The sequence below is a fragment of the Thalassovita mediterranea genome, from assembly GCF_001458435.1.
Lineage (GTDB): Bacteria > Pseudomonadota > Alphaproteobacteria > Rhodobacterales > Rhodobacteraceae > Thalassobius > Thalassobius mediterraneus.
Genome location: NZ_CYSF01000006.1, coordinates 1 through 23,443, shown reverse-complemented (window position 1 = coordinate 23,443; position 23,443 = coordinate 1). Strand labels below are relative to the sequence as shown.

The 23,443-nt window shown below is 59.6% G+C and carries 22 protein-coding genes and 1 tRNA gene; 12 read left to right on the top strand and 11 right to left on the bottom strand.

Annotated features, from left to right (window positions below):
* Nucleotides 1-213: 213 nt before the first annotated feature.
* The 8 genes from TM5383_RS04070 to TM5383_RS16690 all read left to right on the top strand — a co-directional run bounded on the left by TM5383_RS04070 (nucleotide 214) and on the right by TM5383_RS16690 (nucleotide 9,115).
* On the top strand, nucleotides 214-1,401 hold the full coding sequence (locus TM5383_RS04070; protein WP_058317775.1) for a deoxyguanosinetriphosphate triphosphohydrolase: 1,188 nt from the start codon (nucleotides 214-216) through the stop codon (nucleotides 1,399-1,401).
* 21 nt (nucleotides 1,402-1,422) lie between these two features.
* A complete protein-coding gene (locus TM5383_RS04065) occupies nucleotides 1,423-3,234 on the top strand; it encodes a cation:proton antiporter (RefSeq protein ID WP_058317774.1) in 1,812 nt (603 codons plus the stop codon).
* 102 nt (nucleotides 3,235-3,336) lie between these two features.
* Complete coding sequence (gene argS, locus TM5383_RS04060; protein WP_058317773.1) at nucleotides 3,337-5,082, top strand: arginine--tRNA ligase; 1,746 nt, start codon at nucleotides 3,337-3,339, stop codon at nucleotides 5,080-5,082.
* A gap of 70 nt (nucleotides 5,083-5,152) precedes the next feature.
* Entirely contained in the window at nucleotides 5,153-6,307 is a 1,155-nt protein-coding gene (locus tag TM5383_RS04055) for an SPOR domain-containing protein (RefSeq protein WP_058317772.1), read from the top strand.
* Nucleotides 6,304-7,299, top strand: a complete 996-nt coding sequence (locus TM5383_RS04050) for a glycoside hydrolase family 3 N-terminal domain-containing protein (RefSeq protein ID WP_058317771.1) — start codon at nucleotides 6,304-6,306, stop codon at nucleotides 7,297-7,299. The genes TM5383_RS04055 and TM5383_RS04050 overlap by 4 nt, the downstream gene beginning before the upstream one ends.
* Nucleotides 7,300-7,301: 2 nt before the next feature.
* A complete protein-coding gene (locus TM5383_RS04045) occupies nucleotides 7,302-8,168 on the top strand; it encodes a segregation and condensation protein A (protein WP_082645388.1) in 867 nt (288 codons plus the stop codon).
* The gene (gene scpB / locus TM5383_RS04040; RefSeq protein ID WP_058317770.1) at nucleotides 8,165-8,848 is read left to right on the top strand and encodes an SMC-Scp complex subunit ScpB; all 684 of its coding nucleotides are present in this window, start codon (nucleotides 8,165-8,167) and stop codon (nucleotides 8,846-8,848) included. The genes TM5383_RS04045 and scpB overlap by 4 nt, the downstream gene beginning before the upstream one ends.
* Before the next feature lie 108 nt (nucleotides 8,849-8,956).
* Nucleotides 8,957-9,115 (top strand): hypothetical protein, encoded by a 159-nt coding sequence (locus TM5383_RS16690; RefSeq protein WP_156415721.1) that lies wholly within the window; start codon nucleotides 8,957-8,959, stop codon nucleotides 9,113-9,115.
* On the opposite strand, the gene TM5383_RS04035 is transcribed toward TM5383_RS16690, so the two are convergent.
* From TM5383_RS04035 to TM5383_RS03990, 10 genes are all read right to left on the bottom strand, one after another.
* Entirely contained in the window at nucleotides 9,105-10,253 is a 1,149-nt protein-coding gene (locus tag TM5383_RS04035; RefSeq protein ID WP_058317769.1) for an MFS transporter, read from the bottom strand. The two genes, TM5383_RS16690 and TM5383_RS04035, sit on opposite strands and share 11 nt — an antisense overlap.
* A gap of 7 nt (nucleotides 10,254-10,260) precedes the next feature.
* Nucleotides 10,261-11,337 carry a 2'-deoxycytidine 5'-triphosphate deaminase gene (locus TM5383_RS04030; protein WP_058317768.1) on the bottom strand — a complete coding sequence of 359 codons (1,077 nt, stop codon included), beginning with the start codon at nucleotides 11,335-11,337 and terminating at the stop codon, nucleotides 10,261-10,263.
* A 164-nt stretch (nucleotides 11,338-11,501) separates the two neighbouring features.
* A complete protein-coding gene (locus TM5383_RS04025) occupies nucleotides 11,502-12,305 on the bottom strand; it encodes a crotonase/enoyl-CoA hydratase family protein (protein WP_058317767.1) in 804 nt (267 codons plus the stop codon).
* Between the two features lie 374 nt (nucleotides 12,306-12,679).
* A tRNA-Pro gene (locus TM5383_RS04020) sits at nucleotides 12,680-12,756 on the bottom strand.
* Between the two features lie 189 nt (nucleotides 12,757-12,945).
* Nucleotides 12,946-13,743 carry a MerR family transcriptional regulator gene (locus TM5383_RS16955; RefSeq protein WP_231725026.1) on the bottom strand — a complete coding sequence of 266 codons (798 nt, stop codon included), beginning with the start codon at nucleotides 13,741-13,743 and terminating at the stop codon, nucleotides 12,946-12,948.
* Between the two features lie 6 nt (nucleotides 13,744-13,749).
* Nucleotides 13,750-14,058, bottom strand: a complete 309-nt coding sequence (gene ihfA, locus TM5383_RS04010; RefSeq protein ID WP_058317766.1) for an integration host factor subunit alpha — start codon at nucleotides 14,056-14,058, stop codon at nucleotides 13,750-13,752.
* Nucleotides 14,059-14,178: 120 nt separating this feature from the next.
* Nucleotides 14,179-15,153 carry a beta-ketoacyl-ACP synthase III gene (locus tag TM5383_RS04005; protein ID WP_058317765.1) on the bottom strand — a complete coding sequence of 325 codons (975 nt, stop codon included), beginning with the start codon at nucleotides 15,151-15,153 and terminating at the stop codon, nucleotides 14,179-14,181.
* Nucleotides 15,150-16,259 (bottom strand): phosphate acyltransferase PlsX, encoded by a 1,110-nt coding sequence (gene plsX / locus TM5383_RS04000; protein WP_058317764.1) that lies wholly within the window; start codon nucleotides 16,257-16,259, stop codon nucleotides 15,150-15,152. Before plsX ends, TM5383_RS04005 begins: the two co-directional genes overlap by 4 nt.
* Nucleotides 16,260-16,287: 28 nt before the next feature.
* A complete protein-coding gene (gene rpmF / locus TM5383_RS03995) occupies nucleotides 16,288-16,494 on the bottom strand; it encodes a 50S ribosomal protein L32 (protein WP_058317763.1) in 207 nt (68 codons plus the stop codon).
* Nucleotides 16,495-16,679: 185 nt separating this feature from the next.
* The gene (locus TM5383_RS03990; protein ID WP_058317762.1) at nucleotides 16,680-17,237 is read right to left on the bottom strand and encodes a YceD family protein; all 558 of its coding nucleotides are present in this window, start codon (nucleotides 17,235-17,237) and stop codon (nucleotides 16,680-16,682) included.
* Nucleotides 17,238-17,324: 87 nt separating this feature from the next.
* Here TM5383_RS03990 and TM5383_RS03985 point away from each other — a divergent pair, with 87 nt between their 5' ends.
* Both TM5383_RS03985 and TM5383_RS03980 read left to right on the top strand, forming a co-directional pair.
* Entirely contained in the window at nucleotides 17,325-17,801 is a 477-nt protein-coding gene (locus TM5383_RS03985) for an outer membrane protein assembly factor BamE (protein WP_082645387.1), read from the top strand.
* Nucleotides 17,802-17,967: 166 nt separating this feature from the next.
* Nucleotides 17,968-18,699 (top strand): GNAT family N-acetyltransferase, encoded by a 732-nt coding sequence (locus TM5383_RS03980; protein ID WP_058317761.1) that lies wholly within the window; start codon nucleotides 17,968-17,970, stop codon nucleotides 18,697-18,699.
* Nucleotides 18,700-18,788: 89 nt separating this feature from the next.
* Here the strand turns inward: TM5383_RS03980 and TM5383_RS03975 are convergent, their stop codons facing one another.
* The gene (locus TM5383_RS03975) at nucleotides 18,789-19,556 is read right to left on the bottom strand and encodes an isocitrate lyase/PEP mutase family protein (protein WP_058317760.1); all 768 of its coding nucleotides are present in this window, start codon (nucleotides 19,554-19,556) and stop codon (nucleotides 18,789-18,791) included.
* Between the two features lie 149 nt (nucleotides 19,557-19,705).
* Between TM5383_RS03975 and TM5383_RS03970 the strand changes: the two genes are divergently transcribed.
* Together TM5383_RS03970 and TM5383_RS03965 are read left to right on the top strand one after the other, a co-directional pair.
* Nucleotides 19,706-21,517 carry an ABC-F family ATP-binding cassette domain-containing protein gene (locus tag TM5383_RS03970; protein WP_058317759.1) on the top strand — a complete coding sequence of 604 codons (1,812 nt, stop codon included), beginning with the start codon at nucleotides 19,706-19,708 and terminating at the stop codon, nucleotides 21,515-21,517.
* A 167-nt stretch (nucleotides 21,518-21,684) separates the two neighbouring features.
* Entirely contained in the window at nucleotides 21,685-23,292 is a 1,608-nt protein-coding gene (locus tag TM5383_RS03965; protein ID WP_197407360.1) for a methyl-accepting chemotaxis protein, read from the top strand.
* Nucleotides 23,293-23,443: the final 151 nt, after the last annotated feature.

The window sequence follows — 23,443 nt, the reverse complement described above, 5'->3', positions numbered from 1 at the left end:
CGCAAAGTGTTTCGCAAACGGTGTGAGTTGGAATATATGTGGGCCAGCGACCAACGACAAGAGAGGCGCCGCAGAATGCGTCCGGTTCGCAGCAGGGTGACAGTTGGATAAAAACACCACCGCACGCTGCGTTTGGTCCAAATTATGAAAGGAACCGCTAGAGTTCCTGCAAGAGAGCATAATTGAGGCATTAACAGGCAAAGGCCAAAAGATATGAGCGCCATTTTTGCATCCCGCCCCGGTGACAGCCGCGGCCGACTGCACCCCGAGGAAGAGAGCGCCTTTCGCTCTTGTTTTCAGCGTGACCGTGACCGGATCATCCACGCCAGCAGCTTTCGGCGGCTGAAACATAAAACGCAGGTGTTTATCGAACACGAAGGTGATTATTTCCGCACCCGTCTGACCCACTCGATCGAGGTGGCGCAGGTGGCGCGGACCATTTCCGGCACATTGGGCCTTAATCAGGAATTGGCCGAAGCGGTGGCGCTGGCCCATGATCTGGGCCACACGCCCTTTGGCCATACGGGTGAGGATGCGCTGGCGGAGTTGATGGAGCCCTATGGCGGTTTTGACCATAACGCGCAGGCCATTCGCATTGTGACCAACCTAGAACGCCACTACGCCGAATGGGACGGGCTGAACCTGACGTGGGAAACACTGGAAGGGATCGCCAAGCACAACGGTCCGGTTGTCGGCGACGTGCCTTGGGCGCTGGAGCTTTATAATGCGCAGCATGACCTAGAACTGCACACCCACGCCAGCACCGAGGCGCAGGTGGCCGCCCTGTCGGATGACATCGCCTATAACAACCACGATCTGCACGACGGCCTGCGGGCAGAATTGTTTTCGACAGACGAACTGGCCCAGATGCCGATCCTGCACGATTGTTTTGGTGAGGTGGACAGCAAATATCCCGGTCTGAACTACTACCGCCGCCGCCATGAGGCGCTGCGCCGCTTCTTTGGCGTGTTGGTGGAGGATGTGATCGCCGTCACCCGCGCCAATTTGGCAGAGGTCGATCCGCAATCCGCACAGGATGTGCGCGATGCGGGGCGGATGATGGCGCAGTTTTCGCCCGCGGTGTGGGCGGATCTAAAACAGATCCGTCAGTTCCTGTTTACCCGCATGTACCGCGCGCCAGAGGTGGTGGAGATCCGCAAATATGTGACCGACGCGGTGAACGAATTGTTCCCGATCTTCATGCAGCGACCCGAGTTGCTGCCCAAGCAATGGCGCAAGGATGTGGCAGAGGTCAGCAATGATGTGGAACTGGCGCGCATCGTGTCGGATTATATCGCCGGAATGACCGACCGTTTCGCCCTGCAAGAAGCTGAACACCTGACAGGCCGCAAACCCATTCCCGCTGGCCGCCGCGCGACGCCCATTCAACACCACGACTGACCCCAAAGAAGGACCGTCATCATGGCCAACCCCGACACACTCGGACTAAGTCCTATAAACGCGATTGCGCTGGTTGGGGCGTTGGGGGTGGGGGCGCAGTGGCTGGCGTGGCGATTGCAACTGCCGGGCATTGTTCTGATGCTGTTGGCTGGTGTTTTGATAGGGCCGATCTTTGGCATATTGGATCCGGCGCGCGACATTGGTCCTTTGGTTGGGCCGATGGTGTCGGTTGCAGTGGCAATCATCCTGTTTGAGGGCGGTATGACCCTGAACCTGCACCGGTTGAATGACGCTTCGCAGGGGGTGAAACGGCTGGTTGTCCTAGGTGCCCCGTTGGGATGGTTGAGTTCAACCGCTGCCCTGCATTACGGGGCAGGGGTCGGTTGGCAGGCCGCTGCTGTATTTGGTGGGATCATGATCGTAACAGGGCCGACGGTGATCGCGCCTCTTTTGCGACAAGCCAAGTTATCCCGCCGGCCAGCCGCATTGCTGCAATGGGAAGCGATCGTCAATGATCCCATCGGCGCGCTGGCGGCAGTGCTGGCGTTCGAAGTGGTGGTTGTGCTCAACACCGCAGAAACCATTACCCATGCGACGCAGGCGCTGTTGGTCGGCGTTGTGGTGGCGACGCTACTGGGGTGGGTCGGCGGGCAGGGAATTGCCCGTGCTTTCCGCCGTGGATGGGTGCCGGAATACATGAAGGTTCCGGTGCTTTTTGTTGTTTTGATTGCAGTTTTTGCCGCATCTGACACGGTGCTGCATGAAAGTGGGCTATTGGCAGTGACCATCATGGGGCTGGTGATTGCGAATGCGGACCTGCCGTCATACGCGGAACTACGACGGTTCAAGGAACACGCAACCATCCTGTTGGTTTCGGGCGTGTTTATCCTGCTGGCAGCGTCGCTGGATCTGTCCACGCTGGCGCAGCTTAACTGGCGGGCAGGGCTGTTTGTGGCGGTGGTTATCCTGCTGGCGCGTCCGCTGACTGTTTTGGTGTCGCTCCTTGGGACTGATTTGCCGTGGCGCGAAAGAGTGCTGGTGGCGCTCACTGGTCCGCGCGGTGTGGTGCTGGTGGCGGTCGCTGGCCTGTTCGGGGAGAGATTGGCTGCACTGGGGGTTCCTGATGGGGAACTGGTAGCGCCTTTGGCTTTCGTGCTGGTTGTGGCAACAGTGGTTTTGCATGGCTTCACGCTTGGCCCTGTGGCGCGCCTTCTTGGTTTGTCCGGTGGGCGCAAGCCGGGTGTTTTGCTGGTTGGGGGATCGCGTTTTTCGCTGGCATTGGCTGAAACTCTGCATAAGGCTGAGGTGCCGGTTTTGATAACCGATCCTAATCGCAGTCGCTTGCGTGCGGCGCGGCAGGCAGGAGTGCGCACCTACTATGGTGACATCCTGTCAGAATGCGCCGAAGAGGCGCTGGAATTGCAGCAATTCGACCAGATTTTCGCCCTGACAGACAACGATGCCTACAACACCTTGGTGACCACAGATCTGGCGCCAGAGTTCGGTCGTGGAAACATCTTTCAACTGGCCCACGCCAAAGAGGGGCAGGCCCATCATGATTTGCCAAGCACCCTTGGCGGACGCGGCTTTGCTGATGGACTGAGCTATGGAGATTTGGAAGGCGCGATGGGCCGCGGTGCCACGTTGCGTCTGACCCGTCTGACGGATGCCTTCGGTTATTCTGCTTGGCAGGCAGAGGCGGCGGGGGCACAGATGCTCTTGGCGATTGATCCAAAAGGCATGCCTCATGTGCAAAATGCGGATCACTCGCCTGTCTTTGGGCCAGAGTGGCAGCTGATCTGGATGGCATCGCCAGAGGTGGCGACTGCATAATTGCGTCCGTAGCCCAGCCGAACCGCTAAAAGCCCACCCCACACGTTGACCTTTATGGGCGGCGTGATAAACCCGCGCTCAAGAGACAGAGGATATGCTGCGATGAACCTTTTTGCCGAAGTGCGTGGGCTGGTGCTGGAACTGCTGGAGCAGATGGTTGCCGCCGGTGATCTGCCCGAGGGGCTGACATTTGACAATGTGGCGGTTGAGCCGCCCCGCGATGCGCTGCATGGCGACATGGCGACCAACGCCGCGATGGTGCTGGCGAAACCCGCCAAGATGAAACCGCGCGACATTGCCGACAAACTGGCCGCCAAACTGGCTGAGGATGCGCGCATCACCTCGGCAGAGGTGGCAGGCCCCGGCTTCCTTAACATGCGTCTGGACGCGGCGCTGTGGCAAAACATCGTCAAGGCTGCGCTGAACGAAGGCACCGCCTACGGCCGCTCCACCCTAGGGGCGGGCAAGAAGGTGAACGTGGAATATGTTTCCGCTAACCCCACCGGCCCGATGCACGTTGGTCACACCCGTGGCGCGGTGTTCGGTGATGCGCTGGCGTCGCTCTTGGATTACGTCGGTTATGACGTGACCCGTGAATACTACATCAACGACGGCGGCGCGCAGGTCGACGTGCTGGCCCGTTCCGCCTATGAGCGCTACCGCGAAGCCAACGGCCAAGAGCCGGAGATTGCCGAGGGTCTCTACCCCGGGGATTATCTGATCCCTGTTGGTGAAGCGCTGAAGGAAAAGTATGGCGACAGCCTGCTGGATCAGCCTGAATCCGAATGGCTGCTGGATATCCGTGAGTTTGCAACCGACGCGATGATGGAGATGATCCGTGGCGATCTGGCGGCGCTGGGCGTTGTCATGGACAACTTCTATTCGGAAAAATCCCTCTACGGCACCGGCCAGATCGAGGCGGCGCTGGAGCGTCTGGAAACCCTTGGCCTGATCTATGAGGGCGTGCTGGAGCCGCCGAAAGGTAAGCTGCCTGAGGATTGGGAAGAGCGCGAGCAGACCCTGTTTAAATCCACTGAGTATGGCGATGACGTCGACCGTCCGGTGAAAAAATCCGATGGCGCTTGGACCTACTTTGCGCCCGATATCGCCTACCACTTCACCAAGGTGGAGCGTGGTTTTGACATGCTGATCGACGTTTTCGGCGCCGATCACGGTGGCTATGTCAAACGGATGAAGGCCGCAGTTGCCGCGCTGAGCGAAAACAAGGTGCCCCTGGATATCAAGCTGATCCAGCTGGTTAAACTGTTCAAAAACGGTGAGCCGTTCAAAATGTCGAAACGGGCTGGCACTTTCGTGACCCTGCGCGATGTGGTGGAACAGGTGGGCGCGGATGTGACCCGTTTCCACATGCTGACCCGCAAGAACGACGCGCCGCTGGACTTCGACTTTGACAAGGTGCTGGAGCAATCCAAAGACAACCCTGTCTTCTACGTTCAATACGCCCACGCACGTGTCTGTTCTGTACTGCGCAAGGCTGATGATGCGGGCATTGCCCACGATGACGCCACGCTGGCAGGTGCGGACCTCACCGCGCTGGGCCACGAGGCAGAGATGGCTGTGGCCAAGAAGCTGGCCGAATGGCCGCGTTTGGTCGAGATCGCGGGCCGGAATAACGAGCCGCACCGCGTCGCCTTCTACCTGTATGAACTGGCAAGCGATTTCCACTCGCTCTGGAACCGTGGCAACGACGACATGTCGCTGCGTTTCCTGCAAGAGGGCGATGCAGCCACATCGCAGGCGAAAATCGCCCTAGCGCGTGCAGTGGCCGTTGTTATTTCCGCCGGTCTTGGTATTCTAGGCGTGAAACCGGCGGAAGAGCTGCGCTAAAGCGGCCATTAAACGCCGGACCGTGAGTAGACACCGACGGGGCAACCCGTCGGCGCGGAAAGAGGCGAAGATGGCTGATATACAGGACAACGGCCGCTTTGGTGCGCCCGGCGCGAACGGGTATAATACGACCAGTGGCACCGGCGGCAGTACTGCGACCGGTGCTGGCTATCCGTCCCAAAACTACACAACTCCCCAAACCTCTGGCCATTCTGCTGGATATGCAGCAGGGCAATCGGGCGGCTATTACGGGCATTCCGGTGCAGCGCCCTATGGTGCGCAGGCAGGATATGAACAGGCTGGGTATGACGACGAGGCCGTGGCGCTAGGGCCGCAACGCCCGCCAATGACAGCAATGGTAAACATCGCAGGGGCGGTTGTGTCACTCGGCCTGTTGGTTGGGGTCGGTGTCTGGGGGTACAAGCTGATCGTTCGCGATGTCAGCGGCGTGCCAGTTGTGCGTGCCGCCGAAGGACCGATGCGTGTTGTGCCAGATGACCCGGGGGGGCAACTTGCACAGAATCAGGGGCTGTCGGTGAATGAGGTCGCCGCTTCCGGTGCGTCTGATCGTGCGGCAGATCGGGTGATCCTGGCGCCCAAGCCGTTGGATCTGGATGCTGTCGACGACATGCCTGCACTGGTCGTCGACCAAACCGGGGATCAGGGGCCGGACAGTGATACCACCAATATGTCGGTTGAGGCATTGGTCAATGAACTGATGGCCGAAGCGCAGCCGCTTGGCACGCTTGATACCGAAGAGGTTTTGCAAAACGCATCTCTCTCGACGTCGGCGGACCAGCCTGCATCGAACAGCGCCGCAACTGAGCCAGCTCCTGTGATCAAGGAAATCGTTGGTGGCATGGGGCGTTCGCTGCGGCCCAAGGGGCGTCCTGCAAATCTGGCGGAATTGGCCAGCCTCAGCCCCGCTCCGGTCGCTGCGGCGGTTTTGGATGTGCGTGCGGATGATCTGCCTGTCGGAACCCGTCTGGCGCAGCTGGGTGCCTATGAAAGTGAAGCCGTCGCGCGCAAGGAATGGGACCGCATGGCGGCCCGTTTTGGTGATTTCATGGACGGCAAACAGCGGGTGATCCAAAAGGCCCAAAGCGCTGGCAGCACCTTCTACCGTTTGCGGGTGCATGGCTTTGCCGACATGGGCGATGCCCGCCGTTTCTGCGCCGCGCTGCAGGCGGAAGGGGCCGAATGTATTTCGGTCAGTCATAAATGAGCCGTTTCGGCGCCACCGTCCTTGATCCCGTTTGTCCCGTCCTAAGTGCCGAGGAAAAGGCGTTTTTTCGCGATGCGGACCCCTTTGCCTTCATCCTGTTTGGTCGCCACATTGAGGACGGCGATCAACTGCGCCGCCTGTGTGGTGACCTGCGCGACGCCGTTGGGCGCGAGGCACTGATCACCATCGACCAAGAGGGCGGGCGCGTGCAGCGTCTGGTGCCGCCCATGGCCACGCAGTTCCTGCCGCCGCTGGATGAGGTGACGCTGGCGGGTGAGAATGCCGTGGCGGCGATGCAGTTGCGCTATCGCATCATCGCGCATGAGTTGCGCAGCTATGGGATCGACAGCAACTGTGCGCCGTCAGGCGATGTAGCGGGGCCGGATACGCATCCGTTTTTGCAAAACCGTTGCTACGGCATGGATGCCGAAACGGTCACGGCTGTTGCCCGTGCGGTCGCAGACGGTTTGCTGGCCGGCGGGGTGGTGCCGATTGTGAAACACATGCCGGGACATGGCCGCGCGGTCAGCGACAGCCATTTTGAAACCCCACGGGTGCGTGCCACGTTTGAGGAGTTGCAGCAGGACTTCGCCCCGTTTCGGGCGCTGAACGATCTGCCCATGGGCATGACCGCGCATGTGCGTATGGATGCGCTGGACGATCAGCCCGCGACACTGTCGGCCAAAGCGATGGGCTATATCCGCGACAATATCGGTTTTGACGGGTTGATCATGACCGATGACAGTTCGATGCAGGCCTTGCCCGGCAGTCGGGCCGAGGTGGCCGCGCGTGCGATCGCCGCTGGCGTGGATGCCGTCCTTTATTGCAACGCGCCGCTGACGGATAAGGCCAAGGTGGCAGAGGCCGCAGGTCAGATGACCGACGCCGCACAGGCGCGCGCTGAACGGGCCATTGCGGCACGGATCACCCCTGAAACCGTTGACATAGAAGAGTTGAAGGCCAAACATAACGCGCTATTGAACAGAGCGTAAGAATGGCCGATCAGGAATTCGATCTAGATCACCCGCCCCGCGACGACGGGGCCACTGACAGCGGGCAGAGCGTCGCCGAACGGCTGGCGGCTGAGGCGTTGATCGTGGATGTGGACGGGTTCGAAGGACCGCTTGACCTACTGTTGACCCTCGGTCGGACGCAGAAGGTGGACCTGCGCAAGATCTCGATCCTGCAAATGGCCGAACAATATCTGGCATTCGTCGAACGCGCCAAGGCGCTGCGCATCGAACTGGCCGCCGACTATCTGGTGATGGCGGCTTGGCTGGCGTTCCTGAAATCGCGCCTGTTGTTACCGCCTGATCCGACAGAGGAAGGCCCGTCCGGTGAAGAACTGGCCGCCCATCTGGCGTTTCAATTGGAACGGCTGGCGGCGATGCGCGATCACGCGGCGAAACTGATGGCACGCGACCAGAAAGGGCGCGATTTCTTTGTGCGCGGCGTGCCAGAGGCGATGACGCGGGTGCGTCGTGTGACCTATACCGCCAGCCTGATGGACCTGATGCAGGCCTATGCCCGCATCCGCACCAAGGATGAGTTCCGCCCCTTCGTCATGGATCGCGATTCCGTCTTTACCATGGAACAGGCGCTGGAACGGATGCGTGGGATGATCGGTTTTTCTGGGTCGTGGACCGATCTGGTTAGCTATTTCCCCATCGGCTGGGATGGTGATGTAATGCGCAAACGATCCGCCACCGCCGCGACCTTTGCTGCCACGTTGCAATTGGCCAAAGAGGGCAGGGTAGAGCTGCGCCAAGGCGGCACGTTTGAACCGATCCAACTGCGCAGTCGCGGCCCCCGTACGGTGGCGAATGGCGACACCACAGATCCGCAAGGAGACGCTGAATGAGCGATGAGCAACTAGAGGCGACAGAGCTGCGCCAGCGCCCCCAAAAAGAGAGCCTGTTCGAAGCGCCGCCCATCGCCGAACAGGAGCGTATGGTGGAGGCGATCCTGTTTGCCTCGGCCGAACCGGTAACGGTGAAGGATCTGGCCGCACGCCTGCCGCATGGATCGACAGTCACCCAGGCGCTGGTTAGCTTGCAACGCCGCTACGAAGGGCGTGGGGTTGAATTGAAAAAGATCGGTGATGCCTGGGCTATCCGCACGGCACCCGACCTTGGGTTCCTAATGCAAAAAGAAACGGTCGAAACCCGTAAGCTCAGCCGCGCGGCCATCGAAACGCTGGCCATTGTCGCCTATCACCAGCCGGTCACACGGGCCGAGATTGAGGAAATCCGCGGCGTGTCGGTCAGCCGTGGCACGGTCGATCAACTGCTAGAACTGGAATGGATCCGCTTTGGCCGGCGTCGCATGACGCCGGGGCGCCCTGTAACCTTTGTGGTGACACAGGAATTCCTCGATCACTTCGGTCTGGAAAACGCCCGCGATTTGCCGGGGTTGAAGGAACTGCGCGCGGCGGGCCTCCTCGACAATCGACCGCGTCCGGGCACCATGCCGGGTGTCACGGCAGAGGATGAAGAGGACGTGGTTGATAGTGACGATCAGGACGATCTGTTCGAAGATTGATCTAAAGTGATCCATTTTCCTGCCGTTTGGCCGTGAAAGCGCCATATTCACCCTTATATTAGGCCAAGAGAGCAGGGCGAATCCGCCATCGTAGCAGGAGTGAGAGCAATGAATGCCAACCAACTGATCAACATGGTGATCCGTCAGGTCATGCGCCGACTGGTGAACAAAGGTGTAAACGCAGGTCTGAACAAATTGGGCGGATCGGCGAAAAACGTTCGCAACGCGCGCAAAGCGTCGCGCATGGCAGACCGCCTTAACCGCTGATCCGGTTCTCTGCGCTGCGCTGGGGAAGTAATGCCTCAGCCGCGCCCAAGAGGTTGCAGGCCACCGACAGGGCCGCGCAGCCCAACAGGCCATATGCGCCATAGGGCAAGGCATAAAGCGCCCCGCCCAGCATCACGCACCCATATGTGCTGGCCGAGTTCAGCCCCATAATTGCACCACGCTGCGATGGCTCCAACGTGTTCAGACGGTCGAGAACCGCGTTGTGGGTCACCCCCTGAAACACGCCCCAGAGGCCAGCGCCGATCAGCAGCATTGGAAAACTGGCGGCAAATCCCCCGATCATGCCCTGCGCCACTGTCAGCCCGCCAAACCCTAGGATCAGCGCGCTTGCCCGTGTGCCTTTCAGCAGTTTCGGCAGCAGTAGTGAGGCGATTCCATAGCCGCTGCCATAAAACAGCGTCAGCACACCGGCGCTGCTGGTGCTGCGCCCTAGATTTTCGGCCACATGAATGCCAAGGAAGCCGTAGAGCCCAAAGAACCCCAGCATCAGCATCGCATTTGAAAACAGCGCCCGGCCAACACCCGCCACCCGCATCGCGCTGAAGGGGGATGTCGGTGTGCCATCGCGCGCCGCGTGGATTTCGGTGCGTCCCAGCAGCAGCCACAGCAGCGCTGTCAGGCCCGCCAGCAGCGCATAGAGCCAGCGCCAACCCACCAGATCCGCCACCACACTTGCCAGCAGCACGCCGCCGACCAGTGACAGGGTCCAGCCTGCCAGTACCTTGCCCAAAACCCGCTTTTCCTGCCCCTCGGGCGCAACCTCGGCCGCCAAGCCGTAGATCGCAGGCAATCCCATGCCCGCGCCCAGACCAGCCAGTAAGTGGGCACCCTGCAACAGTGTCACTGTGGGGGCCAGCGCTGTCAGGATCAGCGCCAATGTCAGCATGGCGCAAGCACGGCGCAGACTGCGATCCGCGCCGATGACATCCGCACGCGGGGCCAAAAACAAGGCCGATAGGGCGGTTGCGGCGCCATAGGCGCTCATCGCGATGATCACCTGCGCGGGGCGCACGCTCAGATCGCTGGCCACTGCGGCTGCAATCGGGGGCAGGATCATGGAGTTTGCGCCAATAATGCCGACGGCCAGCGTCAACAGTGGTACCGGTTGCAGGCGCATCAACTGATCATCCCGCGCGGAAGTGTTTGGACAGTTTCAGCCCCTGACCCTGATAGTTCGACGCAATCCCTGCGCCATATAGCTGCGTCGGCACCTCTGCCATCTGTTCATAAACAAGACGGCCCACGACCTGCGCGTGTTCCAGAACAAAGGGCGCTTCATGACAGCGCACTTCCAGCACACCGCGCGATCCTGCGCCGCCCGCCTCGGCATGGCCGAAGCCGGGGTCAAAGAAGCCTGCGTAATGCACGCGAAACTCGCCCACCATCGCCAGATAGGGGGCCATCTCAGCGGCGTATTGCGGCGGGATATGTACCGCCTCGCGGCTGACAAGGATATAGAAGGCACCGGGGTCCAGAATGATCTGGCCGTTGTGACTGCGCACTTCTTCCCAATAGTCCGCCGGATCATAGGCGCCGATCCGGTCCAGATCGATCACGCCAGTATGGGGCTTGGCACGGTAGCCGACCAGCGTACCCTCGCTAGGGCGCAAATCGACGGAGAAACCGAGGCCATCATCAATCACCGCCTCGCCATCCACCAGTGGGCTGTCCGCATGTAGCGCGGTCAGCTCCGCGTCAGTCAGAACCGCCTGCCCATCACGGAACCTGATTTGGTTCAAACGCATACCGGGGCGCACCAAAACGGAAAAACTGCGCGGGCAAATCTCAGCATAGAGCGGGCCAGTGTAGCCCGGCTGAATGCGGTCAAATTCTTCGCCGCCGTCGGTGATGGTTCGAGTCAGCAGATCCAGTCGACCGGTGGAAGATTTGGCGTTTGCCACCGCCTGAATATGATCTGGTAGATCTAGGCTTTCCATCAGGGGCACAACGTAAACGCAGCCCTTTTCCAGAACGGCACCGTCGGACAGGTCGATCTGGTGCATCTCGAACTCTTCCAGGCGCTCCATAACGGACCGGCCGTTGCCCGCCAGAAACGATGCCCGCACCCGCCACGCGCGGTTGCCGAGGCGCAGATCAAGGCTGGCCGGCTGGATCTGTTCAGGGATGATCGCCGGCTCTGCCGAGAGGGCGCCAGTTTCAATCATCTGTTCCAGCACTTGCGAGGGCAGCACACCGGTCATCTTTGCCTCCTGATCGGGTTTTCCTTTTCATATCAAAGGTGCCCCGCCCGCGAAAGCGTGATCACGCCCGCTTTCACTGTTTCCCAAATACTCTTGCTCACGCCATAAAAAAACGCACGCCCCGTTGAGGACGTGCGCTGTGCTTTTCATCACTGACAAGCTGCTTAGCTTTTGGGTTTGACCCGTGCAGCGGTTTTGTCGGCAAAGGCTGCCAGACGGGCGCGCGATGCGGGTTGGGTGTTGACCACACCGGCCACCACGGCCTCTGCATAGGCGGCGTCCAGCGCCGACATGTTTTGCATGTGGCTGATCGCCGAACAGATGGCAAAGTTCGACAGCGGCGGGTTTTCAGCCGCGGCGCGGGCGATTTCATAGGCCTTGGCTTCGCTGTCCTCGACCAGATACTGCGCCAGACCTACATCAATCGCCTCATCCTTGGCGTAGATGCGGCCGGTCAGCATCATGTCGATCATGCGCGATTTGCCAACCAGATCGGCAACGCGGATGGTGGCGCCACCGCCGGTGAACAGGCCACGCTGGCCTTCGGGCAGGGCGAAATATGTGGACTGATCGGCAACGCGGATATGGGCCGAGCTGGCCAGTTCCAGACCGCCACCTACAACAGCCCCTTTCAGCGCAGCGATGATCGGCACGCCACCGTATTCCATCTTGTTGAAGGCTTCATGCCAGCGCAGGCAGACGTGCATAAACTCTTCGGGGCGGCGATCTTCGACGTGGTGTTCCACCAGATCCAGACCGGCACAGAAATGATCGCCCTCTGCGCGCAGCACGATGGCGCGTGCGCCCATGCGCGGCAGGTTGGAAAAGACCTCGATCAGTTCTTCGATGGTTTCTGCATTCAGCGCATTGCGCTTGGTCGGACGGTTCAGGGTCACGGTGGTGATGCCGTCGTCGTCCATGGTTACGGTGATGTTTTCCAGCGCGAAATCGTCGATCGACTTTTTCATCGTGGTCTCCTCCTAAAAAACTCTCCCACTTCGCTGATCCGACGGGATGCAGGGGTCTGTCAAGCGGGGGGACCGCCAAAAGGAGGTGCTGAAAGGGCGTTCGCGTAATTGACGCAACGTCGCTTTGGGAAAACTGGGGGCAGGTGGGAGCGGCGTGTGGTGGCGGGTCTTGCAGCTGCGGTGGTGCGCGTGTGGTTATTTTGCAAAAATGCAAATCTGAACAGCCACCTGATGGTGCGTCCATCAATAAACGCTGGATGGTAAACGAACGAAACAACCCAACCGCAGATGCGGTGGGTGGTTCATTTTCAGGCCATCGGAATGACACGTAGGACGGGATGCAAGTGCATCACTGTCACCAGTGTGGGAGAAAATGGTCGGGCTAGCAGGACTCGAACCTGCGACCTTCCGTCCCCCAGACGGACGCGCTACCAGGCTGCGCTATAGCCCGACGGTTTGGCTTTCATACTGTATTCTGTGGCAGGGGCAAGAGGCATTTTGGATTTCTTACAGATTTTTCCATACTTTTTTCTGAGGCGAAAATCGGTGGGAAAAACACGACCAAATGCGATTGGAAACGACACAAGAAAACGGCCCGACGTGTAGGTCAGGCCGTTACTGTTGAGATGTCGAGTTTTGTTTAACCGATTGCTTTCAGCGCACTAGCGTGGTCCAGCAAACGGGTGCGAATGGCACGTAGCGCATCGCCATCAGCGGCGTCCACAATCGCTGCGGGGTGCAAAAGCGTGGACAGCAAACCGGGTTTCGGATCCAGATCCCCCAGCGCGGCGTTCGGCGCACCTGCGGCGCTGATGCTGGGATGTTCAACGGTGTCGGCATCCCCAAAGGATAGCGGCACTTCGATTTCTTCTGGTTCTTCAGGAACTGGGGCGTTGGGATCGGCCAGATAGATGTCGTCGAGTTCCGGCGCGATTGAATCTGCCACCTCGAACAAGAGAGCCTGTTCCGGTTCACGTTCGAAAGGCGGCTTTTTCTTCGCGGGTTTGCTCTCTGCTGTATCTTGCACGCCCTCTGCCGGGGCAGGGAAGGGGACAAGGTTGTCCTCGGGCAGATCGGTGGGGGCGTCTTGCGCGGCAGTGTCGACATGGACCATTTGCGCGGGTGCGACTGTTTCTGGCGCATCCTCTTTGGCATCTTCACCGTTCAGCGGTTGCGACATGGCGGTGACATGTTTCACACCGTTGTCGCGCAGTAGTTTCTGCACGCCTTTGATGGTCATGCCATCATCGTGCAGCAGTTTCTTGATGCCACCCAGCAACAACATATCCTGACGCCGGTAATACCGGCGCCCGCCCGCGCGTTTGACGGGTTTGACTTGGGTGAACTTGCTTTCCCAGAACCGCAGAACGTGGGCCGGACGGTCCAGCCATTCGGCCACTTCGCTGATGGTTCTAAAGGCGTCTGGCGACTTCGCCATTGCCGGTTATCCTTTCTTGGCGTTCCCTGCGGCCACACGCTCTTTCATCAGATGCGAGGGGCGGAAGGTCAGCACGCGGCGTGGGTTGATGGGAACCTCTTCGCCGGTCTTTGGGTTACGACCAACACGGGCGGCCTTGTCGCGGACAGAAAACGTCCCAAAGGACGAAATCTTGACCTGCTGGCCATCGACCAGAGCATCGGACATGTGGTTCAGCACGCTTTCAACCAATTGGGCTGAGTCGTTACGGGACAGACCAACTTCACGAAAGATCGCTTCGCTCAGGTCCATGCGCGTCAGGGTCTTCTCACTCATTTCGGGGCCTCCCTCGTTTGCATCAGCATGGGGGAACGTAAATTCCGAGTCAATATCAATGGCTTTAGTTTCAAGGGGCTGGGCGGTGCAATGCACGTATTTGGGGGGAAATGCTGCGCCTTACCAGCGCAACACCACCGAACCCCATGCCAGACCGCCGCCAATCGCTTCGGTGACCAACAGGTCGCCCTCTTTGATCCGACCGTCCTGTACGCCGACGGACAGGGCCAATGGAATGGATGCGGCCGAGGTGTTGCCCTGATCCTGAAGGGTGACAATCACATTGTCCATCGACAGGCCCATTTTCTTGGCCGTGCCCTGAATGATGCGGATATTGGCCTGATGCGGGACAATCCAGTCGATGTCCTCATCTTTCAGGTTTACCTGTGCCATTGCTGCGCGTGCGGTGGCTGTCAGGCGCTCGACGGCCTGACGGAACAGGGCGTTGCCCTGCATACGCAGCTTGCCCGAGGTGCCAGTGGTTGAAACGCCACCATCCACATAAAGCATATCTTTGTAACGACCGTCGGAATTCAGATCCGCTGCCAGAATGCCGCGATCGCTGCCTTCGCCTGTGCCTTCTGCGGCTTCCAGGATCAGCGCACCTGCGCCATCGCCGAACAGAACACAGGTCGAGCGATCTTCCCAGTCCATGATACGGCTGAATGTTTCTGCGCCGATCACCATCACACGTTTTGCCTGGCCGGAAACGACCAGTGCGTTTGCTGTGGTCAGCGCATAGACGAATCCTGCGCACACCGCCTGAACGTCAAAACCGAAACCACGTGTCATGCCCAGTTTCTGCTGTACCATCGTGGCGACAGACGGAAAGGTCAGGTCCGGAGTAGAGGTCGCCAGTACGATCGCGTCGATATCGTCAGCCTGCAAGCCAGCGTTATCCAGCGCTGATTGTGCGGCTTTTACTGCCAGGTCCGACGTAAATTCACCTTCGGCCGCAAAATGGCGCTGTGCGATGCCCGACCGGCTGCGGATCCATTCATCCGAGGTATCCAGGGTGGCTTCAAATTCGCTGTTGGGGACAATGCGTTCCGGCAAGTAATGCCCAACACCCTTTACAACCGCTCTGATTGTCATTCTTTCTCACCGCTCTGGCTACTTTCCTCTAGGGCATTTTGGACCTGCTCGGTGGCAGATGCAACCCGCGCCGCGAGTTTCTGAGAGAAGCCAGATTGAGAAAGTTGGAAGGCCAGTTTGACCGCAGCTGCAACGCCCATCGCGTCAGCTGAACCGTGCGATTTCACTACAGTGCCGTTCAGGCCAAGAAAGACGCCGCCGTTTACACGACGCGGGTCGATCCGTTTTTTCAAACGCTGCAGAGAGGTGTAGGCCAAAACCGATGCCAGACGCGACAGCGGCGAATACTGGAACGCAGCACGCAGCTGGTTGCCGATCAGGCTAGCAGTACCTTCGCCGGTTTTCAGCGCGATATTGCCGGTGAACCCATCAGTGACGATCACATCACAGGCATTGCCGGGGATGTCCCCCCCCTCGACAAAACCGACAAACTCATAGCCTGCCAGCGGTGCCTGTGTGGCAATCAGATCATGCGCCAGCTTAAGCTCTGCGCGACCTTTGTGTTCTTCGGTGCCGACGTTCAGCAGGCCGATGCGGGGCGTTTTCAGATCCAGCCCGTTTCGTGCATACGACGCGCCCATCATTGCATATTGCAACAGGTCGCGTTCGTCGGCACGGATATCAGCACCAACGTCCAGCATCACGTTGAACCCTTGCGGGTTCGACGAGGGCCACAGAATTGCAATAGCGGGGCGGTTCACGCCGGGTAGTTTGCGCAGGCGGATCATCGACAGCGCCATGAGCGCGCCAGTGTTCCCGCAAGAAACGCAAACATCAGCCTCTTTGGAACGCACCGAATCAAGGGCGGACCACATAGAGGTCTGTTTGCCGTGTCGCATGACCTGCGACGGCTTATCTTCCATCGACACCACATCCTTGGCATCGCGGATTTCGACGCGACCCTCCAACACCTTCTTGCGGGCAACAAGGCGTTCCAGCTCGGCCTTGGGGCCATGCAGAATAAAGCGGATGTCAGGGTTTTTCTTGGCCGACAACGAAATACCGGCGACAACTGTCGCCGGTCCTCGGTCGCCACCCATGGCGTCTACCGAAATAACGGTGGCATCCGCAGCCGCTGCGGTGGAGTTTTCCTGCGAAGCGGTCATAGCGGACACACGTCCCCGTTATTTGGTCTTATGCTGCGTCTTCGTCCAGATCGACGTCGTCGGCCATTGCGACAACTTCACGATCTGCGTAGTGGCCGCAGGAAGCACATACGTGGTGGGGGCGCTTCAGCTCACCGCAGTTGGGGCACTCGTTCGGGTTAGCAGCGACCAGTGCGTCGTGTGCGCGGCGGTTGTTGCGGCGCGACTTGGATACTTTGTTCTGTTGGACAGCCATGTCACAACCTCAATTTCATGGGGCGCAGAAGGCCCGGTTTCGGATAGGTTGGTGGCACATAGGCTGATCTGGCCGACATGTCCAACCCTAAATTCGTTGAGCGGCGGAAAATACTGCGAATTCACGCCAGCGCAAGGGGGATTTGCGCCGAAAATTCAGATTTCGGCGCCATTTGCGGCGTGGCCTCAGTCCTTGCCGCTCAATTGATCGCGCAGGGCCGCCAGACCGGCGAAGGGTTTGGTGTCCTCATCCGTCATCGCGTCCTTACCCGGTTCGGTAAAGTTTGCCTCGCCCATCGCGGCGCCATCGGCGCGCGGGTAAAGGGGCAGGGCCAGCGACAGTGCTTCGATCATTACAGCGGCGGGGTCGATATGGCTGCCCAAGGGTTCGATGCTGTCATCTTCGTGCATCTCAACGCCATCATCGCCACCTGCGTTGTCGTCATAGTCCGGCATTTCGGCAACAAAGCGCCGTTCGGTCTTTTCCTCCAGACGGGTGGTGACAGGGTCCAGTGTGACCACACAGGGCTGGGTCACGGTGGCGCCCAGCTGTGCCTCAAGTACCCAGTCGCGTTTGCCGCTGGCGCGCACTTCGCCCTTAAAACGCAGCTTGCGCAGCCCCTGCAACCCCAGCTCGGCTGCTATCGCCTGCAGGCTGGGGTGGTCCGGGATCAGTTCAAACCGGGTCGGTTTGTTGGTGGATAGGTCGGCCACACGCAGCGGCTGAGAGGGCAGATTGCTCATCTTTGTGATGGTTCCTTTGCTTGAACCGAAGTCATTCCTTCTGTAAGCGAGATAAAAGGCGAGAGAAGCCAGTGCAAGAGGGTGGATATGTCGGACAAAGTGATCGGTTCTGGAAACGGGCGTGCAAAGACGTTTGGTCGGGTGGTGGCCGTTGTCGCCGCGCTGAGCGTGGCCGGTTGTTCCGCCAGCTATCGCAACCACGGGTTTGTCCCCCCCGAAGAAGAGCTGTCCGGCATCATCGTTGGTGTCGATACACGCGACACAATTTCAGAAACCGTTGGCCCGCCCAGCACATCGGGTGTGGTGCGTGACGGCGCCTATTACTACGTGCGCAGCCGTGTAAGGCATTTTGCCTACCGTGCCCCAGAAGTTGTTGAACGCGAAGTTGTCGCCATCAGTTTCGACCGCCGTGGTGTTGTCAGCAACGTAGAACGCTTTGGCCTAGAGGATGGTCGGGTTGTGGCGCTGTCGCAGCGTGTGACCAGTCAGGGTCTGGCGGACAAGGGCTTTATCCGTCAGCTTCTGGGGAATATCGGTCAGGTTAGCGCCGCGGATGTTCTGTAAGGGCGGTTCGCGACCCACATCGATCACTAAGCATCTTGTCGCGCCCTGGGCGTGTGCTTTGGCAGTGCCACAAACAGTCACCTCGCTGACACATGTTGCGTGCTACTGTTTGCATGCCTAGCTAGAATAGCAGGATCAGACGAGTGTAAGAGGCGGGGTCGCTGAAATGTTGTCATTGAGAAAAGGGCGCTATCTAACGCGCCTTGCCACGACAAAAGCCGATGTAGAGGCCGCGCAGGCCCTACGCCACCTTAGCTTTCACGGCACGCCTGGTTTGGATGCAGACCGTTATGACGATGCCTGCCAGCATGTGCTGGTCGAAGAGGCGCGTACAGGGCGGCTTGTCTGTTGCTTCCGTCTGTTGCCTTTGGCCAGCGGCGCGGCGATTTCAGACAGTTATTCCGCGCAATATTATGAGCTGTCGGCGCTGAAGGATTTCAGCGGCCCGATGGTAGAAATGGGCCGCTTTTGCATTCATCCCGATGTGAAAGATCCTGACGTGCTGCGCGTGGCATGGGGGGCGATGACCGCCTTTGTGGATGACAACGGGGTTGAGATGCTCTTTGGCTGCGCGTCGTTCTCCGGCACGGATGAGGCGGCCTATTTGGACGCCTTCGCCATGTTGCGCGACCGCCATCTGGCACCCAAACGCTGGTTGCCCCGGGTGAAGGCGCCGCAGGTGTTCCGCTTTGCCGAGCGGTTGCGCCGTAAACCGGATGCGAAACTGGCGATGCGTCATATGCCGCCCCTGTTGCGCACCTATCTGATGATGGGCGGCTGGGTGAGTGATCACGCGGTGGTGGACCGACAGATGAACACGTTGCATGTGTTTACGGGGGTCGAGATTGCCGCCATCCCGCCCGCGCGCAAGAAACTGCTGCGCGCTGTGGCGGGGTAGGGGATTTTAGGGGCGCTGCCCCTCCGCGTTCAAAATGGGGCGTTCAAAATGTGAATTTGACCGCATTCATTCCGTAATGCTTAGCTGCCTCAGGCCGGTTTGGTGGCTTCCATGTATGCGGCTTGCAGATCGCTGAGGTAGCGCGCGTAAGGGGCGGGGCCAAAGCTGGCACGGGCGGCACCTGTGGCGGTGGCGTCCGCAACTGTTTCTAGCGCCCCACGCATCATCACGTTGACCGGCAGGCTGGCAGCCTCAGTGATCTGTCGGATCAGGTCGTGATCTGTCAGGCCCGGGACAAAGAACCCGTCTGCGCCCGCCGCCGCATAGGCCGCTTCGCGGGTGAGGGCGTCACTGACCAAATCCGCGTGGTCGTCCGGTTTGGCACTAAGGAACAGGTCGGTGCGCGCGTTGATGAACAGCGGCACGCCTTCCTCCTCGGCGGTGGCCCTGATTGCCTTGATGCGCGCCACCTGCGCCTCAACTTTGTGTAGCCCTTTGCCGTTGACGATCCGGTCCTCGAAATTGATGCCAACCGCACCGGCGCGGATCACTTTGCGGGTGTTTTCTGCGACCTCGGAGGGCTCGGTCGCGTAGCCGCCTTCAAAATCTACGGTGACAGGCAGGTTGACCGTGGCGCAGATGCGCTCCACAACCGATAGGGCCAGATCCAGCGGGATCGCTTCGCCATCGGGGTAGCCATGGGCGGCGGCGACGGACCAGCTGCCGGTGGCAACCGCGCTTGCGCCTGCTTCGGCCAGTGCTTTGGCGCCGCCAGCATCCCAGATGTTATACAGCACCAGCGGCGCGCCTTTCTGGTGCAGCTGTTTGAAACGGATGGCCTTCTCAACCTGTGTCATCTGCGCGTCCTTTCGATCTGGGGGGCTGTTGGCTCTCACTGTGGAAAAGGGATGTGCATTTGGCAAGTGTTCTGGCTGTTGGGGCTGGGGCGACCCTATGGAGGGCTGTGTTGCTTGACCTCTCTCGCCCTCTGCCGTAGCAGCGTCTTATGGCACGTATTCCTCTTTTGCAGCTTAACGACATCTCGCTGACCTTCGGCGGTGATCCTGTGTTTCATGACCTGTCCCTGATGGTGCAGCCGGGCGACCGTGTGGCGCTGGTGGGGCGCAACGGGTCGGGTAAATCCACCCTGATGAAGGTGATGGCCGGACTGGTAGAGGCCGATACCGGCCTGCGCGTGGTGCCGCCGGGTGTTTCCGTGGGCTATATGGAACAGGAACCGGACATGGCGGGCTTTGCCACGCTGGGCGATTTTGCGGCCTCCGGTCTGGATGCGTCTGAAATGTACCGCGTTGAGATGGCCGGTGAAGGGTTGAAGTTTGACCCCGCACGTCCTGTTGAGACCGCATCGGGCGGCGAACGTCGCCGCGCCGCATTGGCCAAACTGATGGCCGAAGCGCCAGAGCTTATGCTGCTTGACGAGCCGACGAACCACCTAGACATCGAAGCCATCGCTTGGCTGGAACAGGAACTGGCCAACACCCGCGCGGGCTATGTGCTGATCAGCCACGACCGTGCGTTTTTGCGGGCGCTGACCCGTGCGACCCTGTGGATTGATCGCGGTCAGGTGCGCCGTCAGGAGAAGGGCTTTGACGCCTTCGAGGCGTGGCGCGACAAGACATGGGAAGACGAAGACATCGCGCGTCACAAGATGGACCGCAAGATCAAGGCAGAGGCGCGCTGGGCGGTTGAAGGTATTTCGGCCCGTCGGAAGCGTAACCAAGGCCGGCTGCGCGCACTGCATGCGTTGAAGGATGAACGTTCGGCCCAGATCAAACGTCAGGGCGCCGCGGCGTTGGAGCTGACGTCGGGCCCGAAATCTGGCCGCAAGGTGATCGAGGCCACGGGCATTTCCAAATCCTATGGCGGCAAGACGATCCTAAAGGGGTTTGATATCAAGATTCAGCGCGGCGACCGCGTGGCCTTCGTCGGTCCCAACGGTGTCGGCAAAACCACGCTGCTGAAAATGTTGATGGGGCAGGAACAGCCGGATGAGGGCACGGTGGTGCAGGGCACAAATCTGGTGCCTGCGATTTTCGACCAGAGCCGCGCGCAGCTGGACCCGGATATGAGCCTGTGGGACAGCCTGACCGGTGATCCGGACATGCGCGTGTCGGGCAAGGCCGATCAGGTCATGGTGCGCGGGCAGCCCAAACATGTGGTCGGCTACCTGAAGGAATTCCTGTTTGATGAACGTCAGGCGCGGGCGCCTGTACGCTCGCTCTCGGGCGGGGAAAAGGCACGGTTGCTCTTGGCCAAACTTATGGCGCGGGAAAGCAACCTCTTGGTGCTCGACGAACCGACCAACGATCTGGATATCGAAACGCTGGATCTGTTGCAGGAACTGCTGGATGATTTCGACGGCACGGTGATGCTGGTCAGCCACGACCGTGATTTCCTTGACCGTGTGGCCACCACCACCATCGCGATGGAGGGGAATGGCCGCGCCACCGTCTATGCGGGCGGCTGGACCGATTACCAGACCCAAAAGGGCGAGGTTGCTGCTAAGGTTGAGAAGGCCACTGCCAAGCCGAAGAAAGAGGCCAAGCCCGCGAAAGAAGCGGAAAAACCGTCCGGCCTCTCCTTCACCGAAAAGCACCGTTTGGAAGAGCTGCCCGCCGTGATCGAGCGGCTGGAGGCCGAGATTGCCAAGCTGGAAGAGTTCCTGATGGATCCTGACCTGTTCACCAAAGAGCCGGTCAAGTTTCAGAAGGCCACGGATGCCCTCGTCGAACGGCAAGAGGCGCTGGGCGCGGCAGAGGAAGAGTGGATGGCGCTAGAAGAGAGGGCCGCCGGTTAATCCCTGGATTGTGTGTTGCTGGGAATTTGGCCGATTGGGCCAAAAGAGGGCGCTGACCTGTCCTTTTGGACAGTATAACTGACCTTCTCTGCGTCGTTTCTTTTTGCACTGAAATGGGGTCGTGGCGGCATCACCGCTGTCCCGATCCCTTGCAAAAAGAGACCCCAATGAGACTAACAATACGCCTGCGTATGATGATTATCTTTGCCATGTTGATTTGCTTCATGGTGACGGGGGGCGGCATTGCCCTCTATGAGCTTTACGCAGTGAAAAAGCGCAGTGAACAGATTCAGTCTGTTCAGTTTGAAAGCGTGCTGCAACTAGAACGGCTGCATAGCCTGCAAACCGAACTGGTCAGCCAACGCCGCGCCAAGGCGCTTTTGTCGCGTGAAGACCGTTCAGCGATGTCGCGTCTGTCATCGCAAATCGAACAAACCACCGCCAAGCGGGATCTGGCCTGGGACGAATTGGAAACCGTTCTGGATCTGGGGGCAGCTGCGGGTGATGGCTCAGATGTGGCCAAGGTCGCAAGCCTGCTGTCTGACTACCGCATTCTGCAGGATGGGCTGGACAGTGCATTGATTTCGGGTGTTGGCACCACGTTGCTGAAAATGTCCAACCGCTTGGATCAGGCCGAGGCATTGCTGATCAGCGAAATGGACACTGCCATTGTAGCGGCTGATGATATTTTCCAGATGACGTTCTGGCGATTGGCTGTTCTGACCGCGATGGCGCTTGTGGCGGGTATTGCTTCGGCGTGGTGGATTATTCGCCTGTTGGTGCGTGGTTTCACCCAGGCCTCGGAGTTGAGCCTTGCCGTGGCCGAGGGGCGTCTTGATCCCCGCAGCTATCAGCGTGCGCGCCATGAAATCGGTGATTTGCTGGGCAATCTGGACCGGATGTCGGGCCAGCTGCACGGGGTTGTGGATCGTGTGTCAGATGGTGCATCCGAAGTATCGGACGGCGCCGGTAGCATGGCGCAGGTGTCGCGTCAGATGCGCGCCAATGCCAGCCGTCAGGTTCGCGCAACCGAAGACCTGTCAGGTGCAATCGAAGAGGTCGGTCAAACCGTTGCCCGCACCGCCAGCCATTCGTCGGAAACAAACGAACGGGCGCAGGACGCTCTGCGTCAGTTGCAAACCAGCGAAGAGGCCGTGGCCAAGGCGCTGGATCGCATGGCGGTGATGATTGATCAGATCCAGATCGTGCAGGACATTGCCAAACAGTCCGACCTGCTGGCGCTGAATGCCGCTGTTGAGGCAGCGCGTGCGGGTGAAATGGGCGCAGGTTTTGGCGTTGTGGCCCAAGAGGTGCGCAAATTGGCCGAACGCAGTGGTCAGGCGGCAGCCGAAATTCACGCGCTGTCTGATGAAACGGTGTCTGCGGCAGCGGGTGCCAAGGAACGACTGGCAGAATTGTCCCCCAGTATTCGCAAAACCGCGACTTTGGTGGGCGAAATTTCCACCGCCAACAACGAAGTGGCTGGCCGAATGGATCAGCTGCGCGATGCGGTTGTCAGCCTTGATGAACTGGCGCAGCAGACTGACGCATCCTCCGGTGATATTTCTGCGACGGCGCAGCAGTTGGCCACACAGGCCGAAAGCCTGCGTTCGGTTGTGGCCTTCTTTGACTTGCTATCGGACGTATCGACACCTGCCGAAGAGGTGGTAGAACAGGCGCCATCGGCGGAGGTTGAAACGCTGTCTGTTGCAAAGGATGGGGCCCAAGCCGCGCAGCTGCAACAAGGACGTACGCAAACCCGCAAAGCAGCCTAAACGCTTTGCTTGTTGTCCAAAAACAAAACGGCGGGGGGGTTTTCCCCCCGTTTTTTTTATGTGTTGTCTGTGTGGGTTCACATCATGCGCAGAGCGCCGTCGATGCGGATGGTTTTGCCCTTCAGGGAGCCGCCTTCCACGATGAACTTTT

What these genes read in the sequence shown, in the direction of transcription:
- TM5383_RS04070 (WP_058317775.1), top strand. Translation starts at nt 214, where the DNA reads ATGAGCGCCATTTTTGCATCCCGCCCCGGTGACAGCCGCGGCCGACTG.
- TM5383_RS04065 (WP_058317774.1), top strand. Translation starts at nt 1,423, where the DNA reads ATGGCCAACCCCGACACACTCGGACTAAGTCCTATAAACGCGATTGCG.
- argS (WP_058317773.1), top strand. Translation starts at nt 3,337, where the DNA reads ATGAACCTTTTTGCCGAAGTGCGTGGGCTGGTGCTGGAACTGCTGGAG.
- TM5383_RS04055 (WP_058317772.1), top strand. Translation starts at nt 5,153, where the DNA reads ATGGCTGATATACAGGACAACGGCCGCTTTGGTGCGCCCGGCGCGAAC.
- TM5383_RS04050 (WP_058317771.1), top strand. Translation starts at nt 6,304, where the DNA reads ATGAGCCGTTTCGGCGCCACCGTCCTTGATCCCGTTTGTCCCGTCCTA.
- TM5383_RS04045 (WP_082645388.1), top strand. Translation starts at nt 7,302, where the DNA reads ATGGCCGATCAGGAATTCGATCTAGATCACCCGCCCCGCGACGACGGG.
- scpB (WP_058317770.1), top strand. Translation starts at nt 8,165, where the DNA reads ATGAGCGATGAGCAACTAGAGGCGACAGAGCTGCGCCAGCGCCCCCAA.
- TM5383_RS16690 (WP_156415721.1), top strand. Translation starts at nt 8,957, where the DNA reads ATGAATGCCAACCAACTGATCAACATGGTGATCCGTCAGGTCATGCGC.
- TM5383_RS04035 (WP_058317769.1), bottom strand. Translation starts at nt 10,253, where the DNA reads ATGCGCCTGCAACCGGTACCACTGTTGACGCTGGCCGTCGGCATTATT.
- TM5383_RS04030 (WP_058317768.1), bottom strand. Translation starts at nt 11,337, where the DNA reads ATGACCGGTGTGCTGCCCTCGCAAGTGCTGGAACAGATGATTGAAACT.
- TM5383_RS04025 (WP_058317767.1), bottom strand. Translation starts at nt 12,305, where the DNA reads ATGAAAAAGTCGATCGACGATTTCGCGCTGGAAAACATCACCGTAACC.
- TM5383_RS16955 (WP_231725026.1), bottom strand. Translation starts at nt 13,743, where the DNA reads ATGGCGAAGTCGCCAGACGCCTTTAGAACCATCAGCGAAGTGGCCGAA.
- ihfA (WP_058317766.1), bottom strand. Translation starts at nt 14,058, where the DNA reads ATGAGTGAGAAGACCCTGACGCGCATGGACCTGAGCGAAGCGATCTTT.
- TM5383_RS04005 (WP_058317765.1), bottom strand. Translation starts at nt 15,153, where the DNA reads ATGACAATCAGAGCGGTTGTAAAGGGTGTTGGGCATTACTTGCCGGAA.
- plsX (WP_058317764.1), bottom strand. Translation starts at nt 16,259, where the DNA reads ATGACCGCTTCGCAGGAAAACTCCACCGCAGCGGCTGCGGATGCCACC.
- rpmF (WP_058317763.1), bottom strand. Translation starts at nt 16,494, where the DNA reads ATGGCTGTCCAACAGAACAAAGTATCCAAGTCGCGCCGCAACAACCGC.
- TM5383_RS03990 (WP_058317762.1), bottom strand. Translation starts at nt 17,237, where the DNA reads ATGAGCAATCTGCCCTCTCAGCCGCTGCGTGTGGCCGACCTATCCACC.
- TM5383_RS03985 (WP_082645387.1), top strand. Translation starts at nt 17,325, where the DNA reads ATGTCGGACAAAGTGATCGGTTCTGGAAACGGGCGTGCAAAGACGTTT.
- TM5383_RS03980 (WP_058317761.1), top strand. Translation starts at nt 17,968, where the DNA reads ATGTTGTCATTGAGAAAAGGGCGCTATCTAACGCGCCTTGCCACGACA.
- TM5383_RS03975 (WP_058317760.1), bottom strand. Translation starts at nt 19,556, where the DNA reads ATGACACAGGTTGAGAAGGCCATCCGTTTCAAACAGCTGCACCAGAAA.
- TM5383_RS03970 (WP_058317759.1), top strand. Translation starts at nt 19,706, where the DNA reads ATGGCACGTATTCCTCTTTTGCAGCTTAACGACATCTCGCTGACCTTC.
- TM5383_RS03965 (WP_197407360.1), top strand. Translation starts at nt 21,685, where the DNA reads ATGAGACTAACAATACGCCTGCGTATGATGATTATCTTTGCCATGTTG.